At 63.4% G+C, this 19257-nt stretch carries 20 protein-coding genes and 1 pseudogene; 12 read left to right on the top strand and 9 right to left on the bottom strand.

The genetic code is table 11. The features are described from left to right. Positions 1 to 422 precede the first annotated feature (422 nt). The gene (locus tag H1B27_RS13435) at positions 423 to 827 is read left to right on the top strand and encodes a hypothetical protein (protein WP_246515391.1); all 405 of its coding nucleotides are present in this window, start codon (positions 423 to 425) and stop codon (positions 825 to 827) included. Between the two features lie 83 nt (positions 828 to 910). Here the strand turns inward: H1B27_RS13435 and H1B27_RS13430 are convergent, their stop codons facing one another. After that, a complete protein-coding gene (locus tag H1B27_RS13430; protein ID WP_197966369.1) occupies positions 911 to 1735 on the bottom strand; it encodes a lytic murein transglycosylase in 825 nt (274 codons plus the stop codon). A 135-nt stretch (positions 1736 to 1870) separates the two neighbouring features. Then, a complete protein-coding gene (locus tag H1B27_RS13425) occupies positions 1871 to 2779 on the bottom strand; it encodes a DUF2189 domain-containing protein (protein WP_197966368.1) in 909 nt (302 codons plus the stop codon). Between the two features lie 343 nt (positions 2780 to 3122). Here H1B27_RS13425 and H1B27_RS13420 point away from each other — a divergent pair, with 343 nt between their 5' ends. After that, positions 3123 to 3521, top strand: coding sequence for a DUF3597 domain-containing protein (locus tag H1B27_RS13420; RefSeq protein ID WP_061881776.1), 399 nt, complete (start codon positions 3123 to 3125; stop codon positions 3519 to 3521). 52 nt (positions 3522 to 3573) lie between these two features. Here the strand turns inward: H1B27_RS13420 and H1B27_RS13415 are convergent, their stop codons facing one another. Further along, a complete protein-coding gene (locus H1B27_RS13415) occupies positions 3574 to 3849 on the bottom strand; it encodes a GNAT family N-acetyltransferase (protein WP_197966367.1) in 276 nt (91 codons plus the stop codon). A gap of 319 nt (positions 3850 to 4168) precedes the next feature. Here H1B27_RS13415 and H1B27_RS13410 point away from each other — a divergent pair, with 319 nt between their 5' ends. Beyond that, the gene (locus H1B27_RS13410) at positions 4169 to 4564 is read left to right on the top strand and encodes an SPW repeat protein (protein WP_061881860.1); all 396 of its coding nucleotides are present in this window, start codon (positions 4169 to 4171) and stop codon (positions 4562 to 4564) included. 49 nt (positions 4565 to 4613) lie between these two features. Here H1B27_RS13410 and H1B27_RS13405 read toward each other — a convergent pair whose 3' ends face one another. Then, positions 4614 to 4889, bottom strand: coding sequence for a GNAT family N-acetyltransferase (locus H1B27_RS13405; protein ID WP_061881774.1), 276 nt, complete (start codon positions 4887 to 4889; stop codon positions 4614 to 4616). 83 nt (positions 4890 to 4972) lie between these two features. Further along, positions 4973 to 5332, bottom strand: coding sequence for a hypothetical protein (locus H1B27_RS13400; RefSeq protein ID WP_061881773.1), 360 nt, complete (start codon positions 5330 to 5332; stop codon positions 4973 to 4975). 93 nt (positions 5333 to 5425) lie between these two features. Between H1B27_RS13400 and H1B27_RS13395 the strand changes: the two genes are divergently transcribed. The 3 genes from H1B27_RS13395 (at position 5426) to H1B27_RS13385 (ending at position 8506) form a co-directional block, all read left to right on the top strand. Beyond that, entirely contained in the window at positions 5426 to 5923 is a 498-nt protein-coding gene (locus H1B27_RS13395) for a hypothetical protein (protein ID WP_061881772.1), read from the top strand. Between the two features lie 105 nt (positions 5924 to 6028). Beyond that, a complete protein-coding gene (locus H1B27_RS13390; RefSeq protein ID WP_197966366.1) occupies positions 6029 to 7636 on the top strand; it encodes an acyl-CoA synthetase in 1608 nt (535 codons plus the stop codon). 9 nt (positions 7637 to 7645) lie between these two features. Continuing rightward, on the top strand, positions 7646 to 8506 hold the full coding sequence (locus H1B27_RS13385) for a PCC domain-containing protein (RefSeq protein ID WP_061881770.1): 861 nt from the start codon (positions 7646 to 7648) through the stop codon (positions 8504 to 8506). Positions 8507 to 8519: 13 nt separating this feature from the next. Here H1B27_RS13385 and H1B27_RS13380 read toward each other — a convergent pair whose 3' ends face one another. Then, a complete protein-coding gene (locus H1B27_RS13380) occupies positions 8520 to 10592 on the bottom strand; it encodes a DUF1217 domain-containing protein (protein WP_197966365.1) in 2073 nt (690 codons plus the stop codon). A gap of 286 nt (positions 10593 to 10878) precedes the next feature. On the opposite strand from H1B27_RS13380, the gene H1B27_RS13375 reads away from it, so the two are divergent. From H1B27_RS13375 to H1B27_RS13365, 3 genes are all read left to right on the top strand, one after another. Next, positions 10879 to 11646 (top strand): AAA family ATPase, encoded by a 768-nt coding sequence (locus H1B27_RS13375; RefSeq protein WP_061881769.1) that lies wholly within the window; start codon positions 10879 to 10881, stop codon positions 11644 to 11646. A gap of 1098 nt (positions 11647 to 12744) precedes the next feature. Beyond that, positions 12745 to 13308: an SRPBCC family protein gene (locus tag H1B27_RS13370; protein ID WP_197966364.1), complete on the top strand. Its 564-nt coding sequence runs from the start codon at positions 12745 to 12747 to the stop codon at positions 13306 to 13308. Positions 13309 to 13310: 2 nt separating this feature from the next. Then, the gene (locus H1B27_RS13365) at positions 13311 to 14264 is read left to right on the top strand and encodes a YVTN family beta-propeller repeat protein (protein ID WP_197966363.1); all 954 of its coding nucleotides are present in this window, start codon (positions 13311 to 13313) and stop codon (positions 14262 to 14264) included. Positions 14265 to 14394: 130 nt separating this feature from the next. Here the strand turns inward: H1B27_RS13365 and H1B27_RS13360 are convergent, their stop codons facing one another. After that, positions 14395 to 15036 (bottom strand): HAD family hydrolase, encoded by a 642-nt coding sequence (locus tag H1B27_RS13360; RefSeq protein ID WP_197966362.1) that lies wholly within the window; start codon positions 15034 to 15036, stop codon positions 14395 to 14397. A gap of 97 nt (positions 15037 to 15133) precedes the next feature. Here H1B27_RS13360 and H1B27_RS13355 point away from each other — a divergent pair, with 97 nt between their 5' ends. From H1B27_RS13355 to H1B27_RS40795, 3 genes and pseudogenes are all read left to right on the top strand, one after another. Continuing rightward, entirely contained in the window at positions 15134 to 15361 is a 228-nt protein-coding gene (locus tag H1B27_RS13355) for a DUF433 domain-containing protein (protein ID WP_197966361.1), read from the top strand. Position 15362: 1 nt separating this feature from the next. After that, positions 15363 to 15545, top strand: a pseudogene (locus H1B27_RS41195) (DUF5615 family PIN-like protein); the annotation flags it as partial. A 28-nt stretch (positions 15546 to 15573) separates the two neighbouring features. Then, on the top strand, positions 15574 to 15699 hold the full coding sequence (locus H1B27_RS40795) for a hypothetical protein (protein ID WP_256469056.1): 126 nt from the start codon (positions 15574 to 15576) through the stop codon (positions 15697 to 15699). On the opposite strand, the gene H1B27_RS13345 is transcribed toward H1B27_RS40795, so the two are convergent. Continuing rightward, positions 15696 to 16025, bottom strand: a complete 330-nt coding sequence (locus H1B27_RS13345) for a hypothetical protein (protein WP_197966359.1) — start codon at positions 16023 to 16025, stop codon at positions 15696 to 15698. The two genes, H1B27_RS40795 and H1B27_RS13345, sit on opposite strands and share 4 nt — an antisense overlap. Positions 16026 to 16073: 48 nt before the next feature. Then, entirely contained in the window at positions 16074 to 19055 is a 2982-nt protein-coding gene (uvrA, locus tag H1B27_RS13340) for an excinuclease ABC subunit UvrA (RefSeq protein ID WP_197966358.1), read from the bottom strand. Positions 19056 to 19257 lie beyond the last annotated feature (202 nt).

Raw genomic sequence — 19257 nt, 5'->3', positions numbered from 1 at the left:
GAATATAGATGGGAGTAGTGCAGTGCGAAAGTTCCTATGTTGCGATGCAGCTAAGCGCGGGGTGCATAGCGTCTGTAACGGACGATTAACCTGAGGGCGCTTCCGCCCAAGCAACGGGCAGAGTCTCGTAGAGCGAGCAACAAATGTCCGTGAATTCACGGACTTATCGCGTCAGAGTGAGCTGCGATGCGTCAGGGAAATATGTTGCGTTTCCTGCGCCCGCTAGGACCCACACTAGCTACTGAACCCAAGTCACACATGCGCGATTCGCATGAGTCAGGAATAAAAGATATGAATATTAATTCATTCATATCTGCTGCGGATAGCCCTGATGTCTGTCGCTTTTTCGACCGGTGAACGTCCCTGCACGCTGAGTGCACGCTTTGCGTGCAGCATCGCTTTCATGAAGACAGCATTTCTGCATGCCGCTCTGCGCCACGCGCAGCATCACGCAATTCTCGCGGAGAATTTATTGCGACAAGTTGACGCGCCCAGATGAAAGTCATGCCGCAGAATCCGGCAATGTCGCTGGTCTGTGCAAGGACAAGAAGGAAGGTAACGTCATGTCGAAGTTACTCGGGGTTATCGCAATTGCTACCGTCGCGTTCGCCGTTGCGCCGGCTGAGGCCGCCAAGCACGCCGCGGGCGGCTGCAGCGGGACGAATCTGGAGAAGACGGAGACCGCGATCGAGAACATGGCCGACGGCGACAGCAAGTTCGTCGCGCAGAAGGAAATCGCGGCGGCGCAGGACGCGCTGCTCAACGGCAAGATGGGTGTGTGCGGTGCGCATCTGAACAAGGCGATGCAGGCCAGCATGGCCAAATAGAACCAAATAGAAGCTGAGAAGTTAGCGCATCAAAGAGAGGGTCGGTCGCCGCGCGATCGGCCCTTACTCGCTTCTCCGAAGGTCTAAGGGGCGCGCGCCAGCTGGGTGGCGAAATAGGCGATGGTCTTGGAATAGACCTCGCTCTTGTTCCATTGCTGAAGTACCGCAAAATTCGGACTGCCCGGCTGCCAATCCTTGCCTCGTTGCCAGCCATAGCCGGCGAGATAGTTGGCGGTGGAGGCGAGCACGTCGGGCGCGTTGTGCAGGAGATCGCGCTTGCCATTGCCGTCGAAATCGACGGCATATTTCATCCAGGATGACGGCATGAACTGGGTCTGGCCGAGCTCACCGGCCCAGGCGCCCTTCATGTCGGCAGGCGCAAGATCGCCGCGCTGGACGATGCGCAGCGCGTCCATCAGCTCGGCGCGAAACTGCTCGGATCGACGGCAATCGTAAGCGAGCGTTGCCAGCGAACGGATCGTTGCGAACTTGCCGGTGTTGACGCCGAAATCGGTCTCCAAACCCCAGATCGCAACCAAGACCTCGCCGGGCACCCCATAGGTCTGCTCGATGCGCGACAGCACCGAGCCGTATTGCTTCATCCTGTTGGATCCGCGTTCCAAGCGCGGCGGCACCATGCGGCCGGAGAACTCCTCGAAGCTCTGGCTGAAGACTTTTTGCGAGCGATCGCGGTTGAGTACGCTCTGATCGAGCGTCACGCCGGCAAGCCCGGCGGTGATGGCCTGCTGCGAGATGCCTTTCGCCGCAGCGTCGGTTTTGAAATCCGCAAGCCAGGCATCGAAATTGCCCGAGCCGCAGGCAACAGCAGCGAGCGCTGGCTGGCCTGACAGGATTGAAGCGGAGAGGGCGAAGGCTGCGAGAGCAAGACGAGAAATCGTCGGGATCATTCGAGTAAATGAATTCCGTGAAGCGATCTGATCGGTCGACGCAATCTCGGCCGGAACCGCGGCCAAAGCAAGGCGCACAACAGAGTGCGATCCTGCCCGAACCAGGGCAAGGCAGGATCGCATGTCACGATATCGTCAGGCGTCGGTCCGATTGCGCCAGGGGAAGAGGTTGGCCGGGAAGTCGGCGGCCGGCTTGCGCGGACGATGCGGCGGGGGCGGCACCGGGCGCGCCCCGGGCTCCGAGACGATCACCTTGCGGTAGAGGTGCCACGTGGCATGGCCGAGCAGCGGGATCACCACGGCAAGGCCCACGAAGGCCGGTATTGTGCCGAGCGCGAGCAGCACCGCCACAATGAAGCCCCACGCCGCCATCGGCACGGGGTTTCTTGCGACGACCCGCAGCGACGTCACCATCGACTCGAATGCGCCGGCATGACGGTCGAGCATCAAGGGGAACGACACGACGCTGATGCAGAGCGCGGCGAGTGCGAACAGGAAGCCGGTGCCGCAGCCAACCGCGATCAGCCACCAGCCTTGCTGAGTCGTCAGCACACGCGTCACGAAGTCCGAGAGGCCGGTCACGCCCTCATAGCCGAACGCTGCGATGTAGATCGCCTGCGCAGTCGCGACCCAAGTGACGAGCAGGGCGAGCAGCAACGTGCCGAGGCCCAGCATCGCACCGAACGAAGGCGAGCGCAGCACCTCCAGGGCATCCCAGGCGCTGGCCGGTTCATAGCGCTCGCGCCGGCTGGAGAGCTCGTAAAGTCCGAGCGCCGCGAAGGGCCCGATCAGGGCGAAACCGGCAGCCAGTGGAAACAACAGCGGCAGCACCGAATAGCCCATCACTACGCGGGCGAGCACGAGGCCGAGCACCGGGTAGATCACGCACAGGATGATGGCGTGGCTCGGAACGGCCTTGAAGTCTTCCCACCCGCGCCTGAGCGCGTCCCGCAGATCGGACAGTCGGATGGTTCGGATCACCGGTCCAGCCGCATCCGCGGGCTGGGCCATCGTGGGGACATTGCCCTGGTAGAGTGTGGCCATGGTCGCTAGCTCCCTTGCCAGGCAGCCAAGCCCGGCGCCGGCAAACGGCGCAAGCGGCCGCCATTCTCTGAAATCTCGCGATCCCGACCACACGCGAATTCCGGCTGGCATCGCGAGCTGAACGCCAACAATACTCCCAAAGTCCAAGTCCTGTCCCTCATGCTTGGGTGAAATTCGATGCCGCGCCGCAACCGCAACCACAACGACGTCATTCTGTCGTCATTTCGCCGCAGATAAGCTGATGCTGCTGTTAGCCCGCGGAACTTCGCGGGCGCAGCGCGGCAACTTCGTCTATAAGTGCCACTCAAGGCCCTTCCAACGGATTCCTTTTCGGGGAGCAGACATGAGCATTTTCGGGAAAATCATGAGCGCGATCTTCGGCAGCCAGCCGGCCTCCGCCGCGCCCGCCGGCGGCACAGCTTCGCCCGGCGCGCCCGCAAGCGCGCCAGGCGCTTCGTCGCCGGCTGCCGCGCCCATGGCTGCCGTCGACGTGGCGGCGATCGTCGACAAGGCGGCGGCCGCCCACAAGGGCGAGAAGCTGGAATGGCGCACCTCGATCGTCGACCTCATGAAGGCGCTCGACATCGATTCCAGCCTCGCTGCGCGCAAGGATCTTGCCAAGGAGCTCGGGTACGGCGGCGACATGAACGACTCGGCCAGCATGAACGTCTGGCTGCACAAGCAGGTAATGTCCAAGCTCGCCGCCAACGGCGGCAAGCTGCCGCCGGAGATCAAGCACTGACCCGCGCCGGGTCGTGCCGCAGGGGCCCGCGATCTCACGGGCCCTTTTGCACTCAGGCGACCAGATCTGCATCCTCCGGATGCCTGTCGAGATAGTCGACGACGAAGCCGCAGCCGGCGATCACCTTCCTGCCGTCGCGCCGGATCAGGTCCAGTGCCCCCTTGACCAGTTCGGAGCCGATGCCACGGCCGCGCAGCGCGCGCGGCGTCTCGGTATGGGTGATGATGACGGCCGACGGCGTCAGCCGGTAATTGGCGAAGGCGACGTCGCTGCCGACATCGAGCTCGAAGCGGCTCCTGTCCTTGTTGTCGCGTACCGATGCCGCCATCAGGGATCCTTCCGAAATGCAGATTGCCTTGTGATCTAGGAGGCGAATTCCGTCCTTGCCAAGGTGAGACCAAGGCAGATTGGCGCAGAGGAGATATCCGCAAATGGGTGCGGCCGTGACCGCAGTGCAGTATGGAAATCGTGTTCTGCGAGCATGGTGCGGCGACCGCAAATAATCCTCGATACGGCTCTTGCAAGCCGAACTTCGGTTCCCACGTCCTGGAGAGGACATACGCCCGAATGCGGCCGGCAGGTCGCCAGACATTCGGAGTGTCGTGATCGCCAGCCGCAGACGTATGCCTCTTTTGCAGGAGGGTACGATGTCGGACTCTGGTTTCTTGAAGACTCATCGAACATGGGAGGACTGGTGCGGGATGCTGCTTGGTGCGGCGATCGTGGCTTCGCCGTGGTTTCCCGTTCAGGATCCGGCGATCACCGGGCACCAGACGGCCATCCTCAACACCGTCGCGATCGGTCTGATCGTGTTTGGCCTCAGCCAGCTCGAATACGTCGCCTTGCAGCGGTGGCAAGAGGTGACCACGATCCTGGTCGGGTTGTGGCTCATCGCCTCGCCTTACGTGATCGGCTATTCCGCCGACGGCTTCCTCCGCATCTATCACACGACCCTCGGTGCGGTGGTGGTGCTGCTCGGCATACTCCAGCTGTGGCAGGACTGGGATCAGACTGACCAGGACCTGCTCAAGCATGGGCAATAAGCCGTAGATGCCGGCAGGCCCGCCGGTCATGGGCGGCGGGCCCGTGCACTCATCTTGTTACGAGATCTGCATAGTCCGGGTGCTTGTCGATCCACGCCTTCACGAAAGGGCATTGTGGGATCAGCTTCAATCCGGCGGCGCGGACCTGGTCGAGTGCGCCTTGTACCAGCTTCGAGCCAATGCCCTTGCCACCAAGTTCCTTCGGCACGTCCGTATGCTCGAACGTGATCACGTCGCCATCGAGCTTGTAATGTTCGGTCGCGAGATGACCTTCCACTGCGAGCTCGTAGCGGTGTTGCGCCTTGTTGTTGATGACGTCGCTCATGTCGTGGCCCTCCAGCTGCCAGCCTCGCGCACGAGGCCGTAACGCGCGGTCGGGTCGGCAGGTTTCCGATGCGGTCGTTCGGTTCAATCGGTCGCTTTGGCCAGCCTGGCATCTTCGGGCTGCGGCGGCTGGCGAAGGCAACCCTGGCAGATGACCAGGGAGCGGTTGACCCTGGCGTCCTGCTCGGCCTCGATGCCGTCCTGCGCCTGCCACCATTCCTTCGAATAGGGCTGACCGCCGGCTTGCGACCTGTTGCGCTCGGAGTGGGCGGCGGTGCGCGTTGGTCGTGAAGCAGCGCGCGGGCTGTTGGGATCCTCGCCGGCGCCATCCCAGGCATAACGCGCAGGCTTGAAGGCGGGATCGGAAGCCAGATGCGCCTGTGGCGCAACGGCACATCCGGCAAGCGCCAGCGTGAGCAGGAGGACGGCGGGCGCTTTGATCATGGAATGCACTCTGTACGCGGAGACGGATGGAGGGTGCGCCGATCATGTTTAAAATTCACTGAACAATTGCAGTCGTGGCTGCGACCAACGCCAATGCGATCTCTGATCCTCCTGCTCACATTGCTCGTGGCCAGTGCGCGCGCCGACGACGCAAAGCCGTTCAATCCGGCCGACTATCCACCGGGCGTACAGACCGCGCTGCACTACGCCAATGAGGAATGCGACGCCCAGGAGGGCGGCGAGGTGACCTTCGCGCCAAACACCGTGCGCAAGATCGACCTCACCGGCGATGGCCGCGAAGACTACATCGTCGATTTCCAGGACACCAAATGCGGCGACCGCGAGACGACGTATTGCGGAACCGGCGGCTGCGTCATGAAGATCCTGGTGACGCTGCCGGAGGGCAGGGTGCGCGAGGTGTTTGGCGGCCATGTTCTCCGCTATAGGATCATGGCGCCGCCGTCGAAGCGCGGCGCCGCCCGCACCATCCGCTTCGATCTGCATGGCAGCTTCTGCGGCGGCTTCGGTCCGCAGACCTGCATCAAGCAGAAGACCATCGCGGCGCCGCCGTTTGCGTTCAGGCAGCCGTAGAGCTCGTTCGCAGCCGCCGGCCTTGCAGGGGCGCTGGCGATGGCGATAAATGGGCGGCAATGAGCGGGCAGCTTGTGCGCCGCCCGTCGTCGAAGAGGAAGCCCGATGCAGCCCCTGCGCATGTCCCGCCGCGTCATGAATCTCGCCTACATGCTGACCCAGAATGCGCGGCGGCATGGATCGCGCCCCGGCTTCGTCTGGGGTGACAAGTCCTGGACCTGGCGCGAGATCGATGCACAGGTCTCGGCGCTGGCCGCGGCGCTCGCCGCTCGCGGCATTGCCAGGGGTGATCGCATCCTCGTCCATTCCAAAAATGGCGATGAGATGTTCGTCTCGATGTTCGCCGCGTTCCGGCTCGGCGCGGTCTGGGTGCCCACCAATTTCCGCCTGATGCCGGACGAGGTCAGCTATCTCGCGCAGGCCTCCGGCGCCAAGGCGTTTCTGTGCCATGTCGATTTCTCCGAGCACGCTGCGGCCGTGAGCGGCGGCGCGCTTGAGTTCATCTGGAGCATCGACGGCAAGGCGCCATTCGCGGATATGTCGGTTGCCGAGGCCATGGCCTCGCGGGCAGGAACGGCAGTCGAGAACGTCGCCGTCGAACACGACGACCCCTGCTGGTTCTTCTTCACGTCCGGCACCACCGGCCGTTCCAAGGCGGCCGTGCTCACCCACGGCCAGATGGGGTTCGTCGTCACCAATCATCTCGCCGATCTGACGCCCGGTACGACGGAGCAGGATGCCTCGCTGGTGGTGGCGCCGTTGTCGCACGGCGCCGGCGTGCACCAGCTGATGCAGACCGCGCGTGGCGCATGTACCGTGCTGCTGCCGACCGAAAAATTCGACATCAACGAGGCGTTCCGCCTGATCGAGGCGCATCGCGTCAGCAATCTCTTCACGGTGCCGACGATCCTCAAGATGATGGTCGAGCATCCCGCCGCCGACAAATACGATCATTCCTCGCTGCGCCAGGTGATCTATGCGGGCGCGCCGATGTATCGCGAGGACCAAAAGGCCGCGTTGAGGAAGCTCGGCAAGGTCATCGTGCAGTATTTCGGCCTTGGCGAGGTCACCGGCAACATCACCGTGCTGCCGGCCGCGCTGCACGATCCCGAGGACGGCCCGAACGCGAAGATCGGCACCTGTGGCTTCGAGCGCACCGGCATGCAGGTCTCGATCCAGGACGACGAGGGACGGGAGCTCAAAGCCAACCAGAGCGGCGAGATCTGCGTGATCGGGCCTGCCGTGTTCGCCGGCTACTACGACAATCCCGAAGCCAATGCGAAGGCATTTCGCAACGGCTGGTTCCGCACCGGCGATCTCGGCCACATGGACGAGGAGGGATTCGTCTACATCACGGGACGTGCCTCCGACATGTACATCTCCGGCGGCTCCAACATCTATCCGCGCGAGATCGAGGAGAAGATCCTGACGCATCCGGCGGTGGGCGAGGTCGCCGTGCTCGGCGTGCCCGATGCGACCTGGGGCGAGGTCGGAATAGCTGTCTGCGTTGCGCGCGAAGGCGCGAAGCCAGTGAGCGAAGCGGAGATGGCGGCGTTCCTCTCGCCGAAAGTGCCGCGCTACAAGATGCCGAAGCGGTTCTTCTTCTGGGAGGCGCTGCCGAAGTCCGGGTACGGCAAGGTGCCGAAGCGGATGGTGCGTGACGAACTCGAGGCGCGCGGGCTGCTCGACCTCGACAAAGCGAAGACGGGCTGAGCGCAGGTGATGCGCAGTATCAAGCAGCCGGGCGCGCCAGTCCCGGAACGCATTCAATGGATGGAGGCGAGGGGGCGCGCTTTCGCATTCACGCTTCAAGCGGATCTGCCGCTGCTGGAAGCCGCGCGGCGCGGTTTTGCCGCGGAAGGTTTTGCCGGCGGCGTGCTGAACTTCCGGCGCGGCACGCTTGGACCGTTCGCCTATGTCATGCCGGCGCTGTCGAAGACCGGCGAGAACGCCGCGTTCTACAGCGACACTTACCGGCCCGGCGGCGTGACCCGCACGAAGCTCGGCAGCATGACGCTCGGCATGCGCGACGGCGCGCCGTTCTTTCATTGCCATGGGCTGTGGACCGAGGCCGATGGCAAGGCGAGCGGCGGCCACATGATGCCGGATGAGACCATGGTTGCCGAACCGTTCGAGGTCGAGGCCTTCGGCATCGACGGCGCGATGTTCACCGCCGAACCCGATCCGGAGACCAATTTCAAGCTGTTCGGGCCGGTGTCGGCCGAAAGCACCGGCGCGCGGACGACGAGCCGCGCCTTCGCGCTGCGGCTGCGGCCCAATCAGGACTTTGCCTTCTGCCTCGAAGATTTCTGCCGCGCGCACGGCATCGCGCGCGCGAGGATTCATGGCGGCGTCGGCTCGACCATCGGCGCGCGCTTCACCCATGGCGGCATGACCGAGCCTTTTGCGACGGAGCTTGCCATAACAGCCGGGGCGATCGCGCCCGGCGCCTCCGGCGCGCCGGAAGCCGCGCTCGAAGTTGCCCTGATCGACTACACCGGCGGCATTGCGGAGGGACGGCTGATCCGTGGCGATAATCCTGTGTTGATGACCATGGAGCTGGTGCTCGAGGTGCTGGACTAGTTGCGGCGAGCGGTCAGTGAGCACGTAGCTTGGCAATGGCCAAGAACGTCGATTGACTTATCCCTGAGCCTGATCCCTGAAACAGGTTGAGCAAGGGAGATTGAGCCTGGCCGGTGCTCTGGCTGTTCTTGATGTCATACATGGCGGAGAAACGATTCAACAGCTTTGCAACCTTCGCAGGATCGGACAGGTCCTTGAGCTTCATGAATTTGTCCACGTACTTGGCTTGCCGGTCGATCGGCATCGCCGCCATCTGATCAGGCAAATTGAAGGTGGTCCTGAACACCTCCGAAAGCGCCTTGTCGGCGAGGATGTCGTATGCCGACGTGATGTCGCCCGCCTTTCGCTGGAAGTAGAGCGCCAGGCGCACGCCGGGATTCGTGTCTCCTTGCTGCTGCTCCAGGCTTTGCTGGAGATAGTTCGCCTGTGTTTCCCGGAATTGATCCCGCTTCTGGGGGCCCATCATCGGGAGGCGTGCGACGTTGCCCTTGCCGTCGAAGTTGAACGACGCCACGATGTCGGCAAAGCGGGGATCGCTCTGCGTGTTCGCAAAGCTCTTTGAGTCGTTCAGGTCGGAGGCGAAGATCTTCTTGAGAAAATCGGTGCTGACCTTCCTGGGATCCAAACCCTTGGCCAAGAGAATGAAATCGACCATCGGCCTGTTTGCAAGAAGATCGGACACGCTGTCGATGCCTGCAATCGCCTCCTGATAATCCGTCGCATCCTTGGTCGCCTGTGCCCGAACTGCCGCCTGCTGCTGGGTGCTCGCCGTGCTTGCGCTCTTCACCGCTGAAATGACGTAGTCCTTTGTGATCTTGAGCACTTCAGCAGGGTCCTGGGCTACCAGGGGGGTCGTCAGATTGCCCTTTGCATCGAAATTGAAGGCGCGCGCGAGCTGGACATAGCGATCGTCCTTGAGGGTATGGACGTAGCTCTTGGGATCGCTGAGGTCGCTTTCGAGAACGGCCTTGATCGTGGCCTGGGAGACCTCCTTGGGATCGAGGCCGACGGCGCCCAGCGCAAAGACATACACATCCGGCGTCGATACGAACGCGTCGACCGAATTGACGGTGAGGAGAGCCGTTCTGAATTGCCTGATTGCGAAAGCTTCGTTCAGCGGGCTTGCCGCCGAATAGACGGCCGCCTTGCTGTCGTCGAACCGCTGTTTCGTGATCGTGACATTTGCAGCAGTCTGTGCGGACACGCCTGACGGAAGCGATCCGTCGGGCGAAAACTCGAAGGCGCCGGCCACGTCCACGAACCCGTTAATGGTCGCGATCTGGCCGCTGAGGCCGGAAATGCTGCTCGCGTAAGACTCCAGGTGATGTTTTTCGACCAGTATCTGGACCTTCAACTGGGTCACATTGGCTCCCGGTTGCGATAGTTGCGCCGTGTAGTCGGCTATCCTTGAATTTGCGGCGCTGACATCGGATTGGGCTTGAGCAAGCTGGGCCTTGAGGCCATTCAACTGGGAAGCAAAGGTGGTGTTGACGTAGCTGGTTGGATCGGATGGATCGCTGCGCAGGACCTGACTGATCGTATCACGAGGCCACTTGCTTTGATCGATCCCGTATGCCGAATAGACATAGTCGCGCAGACGGTCGTCGTTCAGGAGTTGGTCTGCGCTTGTGATACTACCGATATGGGCGCTGTAGTATTTCGAGTCGTCAGCAAGTGCATCCACCTGGCTTTTCTTGGTCGCCGTATACAGGCCGATCATCTCATCGGTCTGGTGCTCCGATTGTGCGACCGGCGTGGTGCCGCCGGCGAAGGAGAATGCCGCGGCAAACTCCCGGTACCGCTTGTCGACGAGCTTGTTGACGAAGCTTTTTGAGTCGTTGAGGTCGCTCTCGAGCACTTGCTTCATGAAAGCCTTGGCATACGCCATGTCCTCCAGGCCATATGCCTTCATCGCATAATGATACAGGCGATAGTCCTTCATGAAATCGTCAATGGTTTTCACCTTGCCGATGTTGGCTTTGTAATAGGCGGCCTCCCGCGCGACGTCCGGTTGCTGTTCGACCCGGGTGAGGGACTGCTTGAGATTGTGCGTGATGTAGCTGTAGCTGAAATACGTTGTCACCATCGTGCATTCCTCGCGGCTTTGCAGTCCCGGACGTCCGTCAATCATTGCGGGGTCGCGAGGTGGAAGCTGGCCTCATGCCAGCAAGACTGTCTCGTGGTCACGTTTTTCCAAGACGATTCCGAACTGCAATCTGAGATTTTTCAGCTCGCGCCCAAATTGCGCAGATCAGGTAACGCAGATCGAGTTTATCTCCGGTTGTTTCTGGATGTTTCCCAAATGCAGCTTTCGCGAGGGTTGTGTTCCTGATATGTCCCAATTCAGGGATGGGTCCGAATTGGGAGCTAGCATGAGCCGAAGAAGCGCTCGAACGATCAACCTGCCTGCGCCGTATCTGAAGCGGGTCTGGCTCGATCCGTCGCAAGTTCACCATCGCGAAGCCTATCCGTTTTGCCTGCCTATCTTCCCCGATGATTTCGAGCTCAACTTCGATGCGGCCATCACCATCATCGTGGGAGAGAACGGGACCGGGAAATCGACGATCCTCGAAGGCATCGCAGCGCTCGCCGGCTATGACGATGCCGGTGGCGGCAAGGGGTACAGGCCGGTCGATCATTCCGAAGCGCGCGAGAAGATGGGCGGCCAGCTCTCCAGGGCGCTGCGCGCAAGCTGGCTGCCGAAGATCACCAATGGCTGGTTTTTCCGTGCGGAGAGCTTTTTCTCGGTCGCGCGATATCTGGACAAGGCTGCGCGTGATGCCGGCCAGGTCGGTCCCGATTTCCTCTCGCACTCCCACGGTGAAGGCTTTCTGCGCTTCTTCGAAGAACGCTGCCAACGCCAGGGCATCTTCATCTTCGACGAGCCGGAATCGGCGCTGTCGCCGGCGCGCCAGATCGAATTCCTGAAGCTGCTGCGTCGCATGGAAGAGTCCCGCATCTGCCAGGTGATCATGGCAACGCATTCGCCGGTGCTGATGGCCTATCCAAACGCGCGGCTGCTGCGGCTCGGGAAATACGGCCTGGAGCCAACCACGGTGGAGCAGACTGATCATTACCGGGTGATGCGGGAGTTTTTTGCCGATCCACGCGGGTTCGTGGAGGCGACGCTGGCGGAGTAGGGGCGCACCCGACGCCCACACGCGTGTCCCGGACAAGCTGCAACGCGCGAGCGTTGCGGCGCAGAGCCGGGACCCATATAGCGCCAGGTAAGCTGCGGTGAGATGGGCCCCGGCTCTGCAGCGCACCGCCAAGGGGCGCTGCGCAGCGTCCGGGGCACGAAACCGGTGTTCATCTGTATACTCGAATCTAAATGTCACGCGTGGCTTCGCATTCTCGCGGCACACCGTGCCCGAGCTTTGCGTTAATCGCCGCCCTCAAGAGTGCCGAGGGCGCAGGGAAGGCCGGGTGCCGGCTGGCACCCGCGGTCCACTGTGCGAAAGCGTGTGCTAAAAACACTGCACAGCGGCATACAGGTGAAGCCAAACATCCGGCCTTCCCTGCGCAGTGGTTTTACGGCTTATGTCGTGATCTCCTCGGGGAGCGATGCACTATTGCCCCCGTCGCCTTGCGGATAAGCGACGGTGCGAACCCGGTCGGGCCGCAACGTCACCGCAAGCCTTGGCGCACAGACCCCGGGCGCCAGGACCACACGATTTTGCCGTACGCTGGCTGCGCCCGTCGTGTGCGCGCCTCGTCTGCTCACGGAGTGACCCGCCCTGCAAACCGCCTGCGCGCGACGCTGCCTGCGTCCACCACATTCCCATCCCGCGTTCGTGACGATCGCGATCCGCCCCTCGGCCCGGGCTGGGATGGCCAAAACATGCGACAATTCCGAATTCGAGTAAAGCGAATTGTTTTTGCCGGAGGGAATTGACCCTGGTCTGGCGTGTTTTGCCCGTCGCGCACCGCAACAGGTGGTGTGAATGGCAGGGCCATTGCATGTGCACATTTGGCAGAGGTCGTCATGCCCGGGCTTGTCCCGGGCATCCACGTTCTTGTGCCGAGCGGAAACGCGTGGATGGCCGGGACAAGCCCGGCCATGACGCTGTAGAAGCAGTCGGTGCCCCACAACTCACACCTCACATGCGATTGCCCTGGTGTGAATGGGAGGAGGCCCCGCCACAGCCGCGCCACGAACCGGTCTCCCCACCGTCCAAAAATGCGCTACGATGCTTCCAGCGCGCGTCAAGTCGCGCAGGATCAAGTGAGGAAACGACATGAGGATGACGATGGGACCGGCGATTACCGGGGTGGCGGCGCTGGCGGTGGCGGGGATGGCACTGACGACGGCGTTCGAGCCGGTCTGGGCGCACGGGCCGACCCGGCAGAAGGTGAGGGAATCCATCGAGATCAACGCGGCCCCGGCCAAGGTATGGGCGGCGATCGGCAATTTTCAGGACATGAGCTGGCTCCAGCCCGTCACCAAGACCACGGGCGAGAAGGGCAACGAGATCGGCGCGACGCGGACGCTGACGCTGACTGGCGGCGCAACGGTCGAGGAGGAGCTCTACAAATACGAGCCCGACATGCTGAGCTATTCGTACCGGATCACCAAGGTCGACGTGAAGGTGCTGCCGGTGACCAACTATTCCTCGACGCTGACGGTGTCGCCGGCGCCGGACGGCAAGGCGAAGCTGGAATGGGCCGGCGCGTTCTATCGCGGCTATCCCAACAACGATCCGCCGCCGGAGCTGAGCGACGAGGCCGCCAGGACCGCGGTGAGCGGTCTGTACAAGACCGGGCTCGAGGCGCTCAAGAAGAAGATCGAGAGCGGAAGCTGACAGTGCGGGAGCTGGTCCTGGCGGCGCTCGCCGCCGGCCTTTGCCTCGTCGCTCCTGGCGGCGCGTTCGCTGAGGAGGCGTTCGTCACCAACCAGCTGAGCGAAGACTTGATGGTCGTGGACCTCGCGACGTCGCGCAGCGTTGCGACCATTCCGATCGGCGGCAAGCCGGCCGGTGTCGCCGTCAGCGCGGACGGGCGCTTTGCCTATGTGACGGGTCCCGACGCCAAGGCGGTCACGGTGGTGGACGCGGCCGCGCGGCAAGTCGCCGGGCGGATCGCGGTCGGCGGCGGGCCGCTCGGCATTGCCGTCGCGCCCGACGGCCGCACCGTCTATGTCGCCGACTGGTATGCCGCCGCGGTGCGCGTGATCGATACGGCTTCGCGCAGCGTCACGGCCAGCATCGCGGTCGGCGCCTCGCCATCGGGCCTCGCCGTGACGCCGGACGGCAGGCTGCTGCTCTCGGCCGACCGTGACGACGACAGCGTCTCGGTGGTGGACACCGCGACGCGCCAGCGCAAGGCGATCATCAAGGTGGGTACGCGTCCCTTCGGCGTGACCATCGACGCCGAGGGCAAGCGCGCCTACACCGCCAATGTCGGCTCCGACGATGTCTCCGTGATCGATATCGCGGAGGCCCGCGAGATCGATCGCGTGCCGGTGGGGATGCGGCCCTATGCGGTGGCGCTGACGCAAGGGCGCGGCTTCGTCACGGACCAGTATGGCGGCACCGTCAGCGTGTTCGATCTGGCGAGCCTGAAGCCGATCAAGCGCATCAATGTCGGCGACTATCCCGAGGGCATTGCCGCCACCGCTGACGGCAAGCGCATCATCGTCGCGTGCTGGGAGAGCAACACGCTCAGCATCATCGATGCGGCCGAGCTGAAGGTGATCGGCGAGGTCAAGACCGGCGACGGCCCGCGCGCGTTCGGGGCGTTCTTGCGCAGGACGGAGTAGGGGTGTGTAGGGTGGGTTAGCCTTGCGGCTGCGCGAAGCGCAGTCGGAAGGCGTAACCCACCTCTTTGGATTCCGCGGAGACAGAAGTGGTGGGTTACGCTGCGCAGATGCGCTTTGCGCATCTGCAGGGCTAACCCACCCTACCAGTCTGCGCTAGCGTCGGCGCAATCTCATCCATCCGCTCGAACACATGATCCGGCTCCAGCGCCCGCAGCGCCGCCGGCGCCGCATAGCCCCAGCACACGGCCCCGCAGGCAATTCCCGCGGCCCGCGCCGCCTCGATGTCGCGGACCTCGTCGCCGATCGCGATCACCTTGCCTGGCTCGACACCCGCGCGGCGGATGACTCGGCGGAATTTCGCGGGCTTGCCGAACAGTGACGCAGAGCAATCGAAATGCGCGAACAACGACGCAGCCTCGCCGAGCTTCTCGCGCGCATTGGCTTCGCTGTCCGAGGTCACCAGCGCCAGCTGCACGCCGTTGTCAGCCAGCGTCCGCAGCATCGCCTCGACGCCCGCGAACAGCGCGATCTCGCTGGTTGCCTCGGCCTTCAGCCGCCGCGCATGCCGCGCGATCGCCGGCAGCTTCCATGAGGGGACTTCGAGCCGGGCAAGAATCTCCCGCGTCGAAGCATGCCGCAGCCCCTCGACGTCCTCATCGGCGACGCGGCGAAAGCCGAAGCGATCGGCGACATCGTTGATGGTGCGCAGGAACCAGGGGAAGCTGTCGGCGAGCGTGCCGTCGAGATCGAAGATGGCGAGGGAGTAGGGCATGGAGGTGGAGGTGCCGAGCGGATCGTGCGTCAGGCTGGCCGCGACGCGCTGACAGATATCATTTGAGGTGCTATATTGACGTTCCTAGAGGTGACAGATGTCGGACCTACTGGCAAGGATTACGGTCGATCCGCAGCGCATGCACGGGCGCCCGTGCATTCGCGACCTGCGCATCACGGTTGCCGACGTCCTGGAATTGCTGTCCGCGGGACAGTCGCGCGAGAGCATTCTCGAGGATTATCCATATTTGGAAGAGGCCGACATCGACGCGGTGCTTGTTTATGCCGCCCGTCAGGTCGACCACCCGATCATAGTGGCCAAATAGCTTGCTTTATTTGATCGATGCTCAGCTTCCTCCGGCACTGGCAGAAGCCTTGCGTCGCGCTGGATACGACGCGGCTCATGTGGCCGAGTTCGGGATGGCAAACGCGATCGACGGGGTGATCTGGAACGAAGCCATTTCTCGATCGGCCGTTCTCGTCACCAAGGATCGCGACTTTTCGCTTCTCCGCGTTGCGAAGAGTCAGGGGACCGATCGTGCTGTGGGTGCGCGTGGGCAACATCGACAATCGCACGCTGATCCGCCGGTTTCTAGGCGCCATGCCGCAAATTGCGGAAGCCGTCGCGCGGGGCGAGGCGGTGATTGAATTCGTCGGCAGCTAGCGGGACCGCAATCCGCGGATGTCAACGTTGATATCGAGATCGATGTCGCTGACGCAAGTCTGAGTGGTTCGATGCGAGCCACCTTCATACCAGCGGCCGTCCCGCGCCCGGGCACCACTGACATTTGCCAGCTTCAGGCAGCGCCATTGCGGCAGCGATCCGCTGCTCTCTCCGGCAAATTGCCAGGCCAGCACGGCCTCCTCGCCGGACTTGTTGGTGCCGATGATATGCGGACAGAGCTCGCGATGGCGCCCCTCGTAGACGCAGGTCACCTGGCGTTCGGCGAGGATGGCGTTCCGAAATAGCGCATAGGTCCGGCTTGGCATGGAGATCCCTCCACCTCGCCTTGATTCCGGCTGGTCAAGGCAGCGGTGTTACTCCGCCGCCTCGCTCGTGCTCCTCCGCTTCGGCTTCCTTGCCTTCTTCAGCACCGGCTCCAGGAACTTCCCCGTGTAGCTCCGCGGCGCTTTCGCGATGTCCTCCGGCGGGCCCCAGGCGACGATCTCGCCGCCGCCGTCGCCGCCTTCGGGCCCCAAGTCGATCACCCAGTCGGCGGTCTTGATGACTTCGAGATTGTGCTCGATCACGACGACCGTGTTGCCCTGCGCGACCAGCTCGTGCAGCACCTCAAGCAGCTTCTTGACGTCGTGGAAGTGCAGGCCGGTGGTGGGCTCGTCCAGGATGTAGAGCGTGCGGCCGGTGGCGCGCTTGGACAGCTCCTTGGCCAGCTTCACGCGCTGGGCTTCACCACCCGATAGGGTGGTCGCTTGTTGGCCTACGTGGATGTAATCGAGCCCGACGCGGTGCAATGTCTGAAAAGTCTCGCGGACGCGCGGCACCGCCTTGAAGAACTCGGCGGCCTCCTCAACGGTCATGTCGAGCACGTCGGCGATGCTCTTGCCCTTGAACAGGACCTCGAGCGTCTCGCGGTTGTAGCGCTTGCCCTTGCAGACGTCGCAGGTGACGTAGACGTCGGGCAGGAAGTGCATCTCGATCTTGATGACGCCGTCGCCCTGGCAGGCCTCGCAGCGGCCGCCCTTGACGTTAAAGGAGAAGCGGCCCGGCTCGTAGCCGCGCGCCTTCGCTTCCGGCAGGCCGGCGAACCATTCGCGGATCGGCGTGAAGGCGCCGGTGTAGGTTGCAGGATTCGAGCGCGGGGTGCGGCCGATCGGCGACTGGTCGATGTCGATGATCTTGTCGATGTGCTCGAGGCCCTCGATGCGGTCGTGCGGCGCGGCGCCCTCGCTGGCATTGTTGAGCTTGCGGGCGATGGCGCGGTAGAGCGTGTCTATCAGCAGCGTCGACTTGCCGCCGCCGGAGACGCCGGTGACGCAGGTGAACAGGCCGAGCGGAATCTCCGCCGTGACGTTCTTGAGGTTGTTGCCGCGCGCGTTGACCACCTTGATGGTGCGGCGATGGTTCGGCGGGCGCCGCTCCGGCACCTCGACCTCGAGCTCGCCGGTCAGATACTTGCCGGTCAGCGATTTCGGGTTGCGCATGATCTCGGCGGGCGTGCCTTCGGCGACGATGTGGCCGCCATGCATGCCGGCGCCGGGTCCGATGTCGAGGACGTAGTCGGCGAGGCGGATGGCGTCCTCGTCATGCTCGACCACGACCACGGTGTTGCCGAGGTCGCGCAGCCGCTTGAGCGTGTCGAGCAGGCGGGCGTTGTCGCGCTGGTGAAGGCCGATCGAAGGCTCGTCCAGCACGTAGAGCACGCCTGTGAGCCCCGAGCCGATCTGCGAGGCGAGGCGGATGCGCTGGCTCTCGCCGCCTGACAGCGTGCCGGAGGAGCGGGACAGCGTGAGATAGTTGAGGCCGACGTCGAGCAGGAAGGTCAGGCGCTCGCGGATCTCTTTCAGGATGCGGCCGGCGATCTCGTTCTGCTGCGTGTTCAGCGTCTCCGGCACGTCCGCGAACCATTCGCCGGCCTTCTTGACGGAGAGCTCCGAGATCTCGCCGATATGCTTGCCGCCGATCTTGACGCAGAGCGCCTCGGGCTTGAGGCGAAAGCCCTTGCAGCCCTCGCAGGGGACGTCATGGAAATATTTCGCCAGCTCCTCGCGGGCCCACTCGCTCTCGGTCTCGCGATAGCGGCGGTTGATGTTGGTGATGACGCCCTCGAACGGCTTCTTGGTGTCGTAGGAGCGGACCCCGTCCTCGTAGGAGAACTTGATCTCGTCCTCGCCGGAGCCGTAGAGGATCGCGTCTTTCGTCTTCTTCGGCAGATCCTTCCACTTGGTGTCGAGCGTGAACTTGTAGTGCTTGCCGAGCGCGGTCAGCGTCTGCACGTAATAGGGCGATGAGGATTTGGCCCAGGGCGCGATCGCGCCCTTGCGCAGCGTCAGGTCCTTTTCGGGGATGACGAGGTCCTCGTCGACATGCTGCTCGACGCCGAGGCCGCCGCAGGCGGGGCAGGCGCCATAGGGATTGTTGAACGAGAACAGGCGCGGCTCGATCTCGGGGATGGTGAAGCCGGAGACCGGGCAGGCGAACTTTTCCGAGAACAGGATGCGTTCGGGGCCGCTCTTGTCGTGGATCTTCGCGGTCTTCTTTTTCTCTTTCTCTTCGGCAGGCGCGGCCGCCGGCGTGTCGGCGAACTCGACCACGGCGAGGCCCTCGGCGAGCTTCAGCGCGGTCTCGAAGCTTTCGGCGAGGCGCTGGCCGATGTCGGCGCGCACCACGATGCGGTCGACCACGACGTCGATGTCGTGCGGGAATTTCTTGTCCAGCGTCGGCGCCTCGCTGAGCTCATGGAAGGTGCCGTCGATCTTGACGCGCTGGAAGCCCTTCTTGAGCCATTCGGCGAGCTCCTTCCGATACTCGCCCTTGCGGCCGCGCACGACCGGCGCGAGCAGATAGAGGCGGGTGCCTTCGGGCAGCGCCAGCACGCGGTCGACCATCTGCGAGACGGTCTGGCTCTCGATCGGCAGGCCCGTGGCCGGCGAATAGGGCACGCCGACGCGGGCCCAGAGCAGGCGCATGTAGTCGTAGATCTCGGTCACCGTGCCCACCGTGGAGCGCGGGTTCTTCGACGTCGTCTTCTGCTCGATCGAGATCGCCGGCGACAGGCCGTCGATCTGGTCGACGTCAGGCTTCTGCATCATCTCCAGGAACTGGCGGGCATAGGCCGACAGCGATTCGACGTAGCGGCGCTGGCCCTCGGCATAGATGGTGTCGAAGGCGAGCGAGGATTTGCCGGACCCGGAGAGGCCCGTAAACACCACCAGCTTGTCGCGGGGGATCTCCACGTCGATGTTCTTGAGATTGTGCTCGCGCGCGCCACGGATCGTAATTGCGCGCAGGCTCGACCCCGCGTTCTGTTGTTGGCGCTTCGCCTTGATCACTTCGTCCATCCCGCTGGTCCTTAAGGAATCCAAAGACGCGCGATCGCGCCAATGTTGAAGGCGCGCTTCGCCCGGAACCGGGAACGGCGCCGATGGGTATGGCTGCGAACGTAGGTAGAACGGGGGCGGATTTCCAGTGCGACTTGCGAACCGTCAACGGATTGTTGGCGCGCTGGCGGCATCTGGCAGCAGCGGGCGTGCGGAACTGCGC

Source organism: Bradyrhizobium diversitatis (genome assembly GCF_016031635.1).
GTDB lineage: Bacteria > Pseudomonadota > Alphaproteobacteria > Rhizobiales > Xanthobacteraceae > Bradyrhizobium > Bradyrhizobium diversitatis.
Note: the sequence above shows the minus strand (reverse complement) of the source record. Positions and strands in the feature narration are given on the sequence as shown.

What these genes read in the sequence shown, in the direction of transcription:
- H1B27_RS13435 (WP_246515391.1), top strand. Translation starts at nt 423, where the DNA reads ATGCCGCTCTGCGCCACGCGCAGCATCACGCAATTCTCGCGGAGAATT.
- H1B27_RS13430 (WP_197966369.1), bottom strand. Translation starts at nt 1,735, where the DNA reads ATGATCCCGACGATTTCTCGTCTTGCTCTCGCAGCCTTCGCCCTCTCC.
- H1B27_RS13425 (WP_197966368.1), bottom strand. Translation starts at nt 2,779, where the DNA reads ATGGCCACACTCTACCAGGGCAATGTCCCCACGATGGCCCAGCCCGCG.
- H1B27_RS13420 (WP_061881776.1), top strand. Translation starts at nt 3,123, where the DNA reads ATGAGCATTTTCGGGAAAATCATGAGCGCGATCTTCGGCAGCCAGCCG.
- H1B27_RS13415 (WP_197966367.1), bottom strand. Translation starts at nt 3,849, where the DNA reads ATGGCGGCATCGGTACGCGACAACAAGGACAGGAGCCGCTTCGAGCTC.
- H1B27_RS13410 (WP_061881860.1), top strand. Translation starts at nt 4,169, where the DNA reads ATGTCGGACTCTGGTTTCTTGAAGACTCATCGAACATGGGAGGACTGG.
- H1B27_RS13405 (WP_061881774.1), bottom strand. Translation starts at nt 4,889, where the DNA reads ATGAGCGACGTCATCAACAACAAGGCGCAACACCGCTACGAGCTCGCA.
- H1B27_RS13400 (WP_061881773.1), bottom strand. Translation starts at nt 5,332, where the DNA reads ATGATCAAAGCGCCCGCCGTCCTCCTGCTCACGCTGGCGCTTGCCGGA.
- H1B27_RS13395 (WP_061881772.1), top strand. Translation starts at nt 5,426, where the DNA reads ATGCGATCTCTGATCCTCCTGCTCACATTGCTCGTGGCCAGTGCGCGC.
- H1B27_RS13390 (WP_197966366.1), top strand. Translation starts at nt 6,029, where the DNA reads ATGCAGCCCCTGCGCATGTCCCGCCGCGTCATGAATCTCGCCTACATG.
- H1B27_RS13385 (WP_061881770.1), top strand. Translation starts at nt 7,646, where the DNA reads ATGCGCAGTATCAAGCAGCCGGGCGCGCCAGTCCCGGAACGCATTCAA.
- H1B27_RS13380 (WP_197966365.1), bottom strand. Translation starts at nt 10,592, where the DNA reads ATGGTGACAACGTATTTCAGCTACAGCTACATCACGCACAATCTCAAG.
- H1B27_RS13375 (WP_061881769.1), top strand. Translation starts at nt 10,879, where the DNA reads ATGAGCCGAAGAAGCGCTCGAACGATCAACCTGCCTGCGCCGTATCTG.
- H1B27_RS13370 (WP_197966364.1), top strand. Translation starts at nt 12,745, where the DNA reads ATGAGGATGACGATGGGACCGGCGATTACCGGGGTGGCGGCGCTGGCG.
- H1B27_RS13360 (WP_197966362.1), bottom strand. Translation starts at nt 15,036, where the DNA reads ATGCCCTACTCCCTCGCCATCTTCGATCTCGACGGCACGCTCGCCGAC.
- H1B27_RS13355 (WP_197966361.1), top strand. Translation starts at nt 15,134, where the DNA reads ATGTCGGACCTACTGGCAAGGATTACGGTCGATCCGCAGCGCATGCAC.
- H1B27_RS13345 (WP_197966359.1), bottom strand. Translation starts at nt 16,025, where the DNA reads ATGCCAAGCCGGACCTATGCGCTATTTCGGAACGCCATCCTCGCCGAA.
- uvrA (WP_197966358.1), bottom strand. Translation starts at nt 19,055, where the DNA reads ATGGACGAAGTGATCAAGGCGAAGCGCCAACAACAGAACGCGGGGTCG.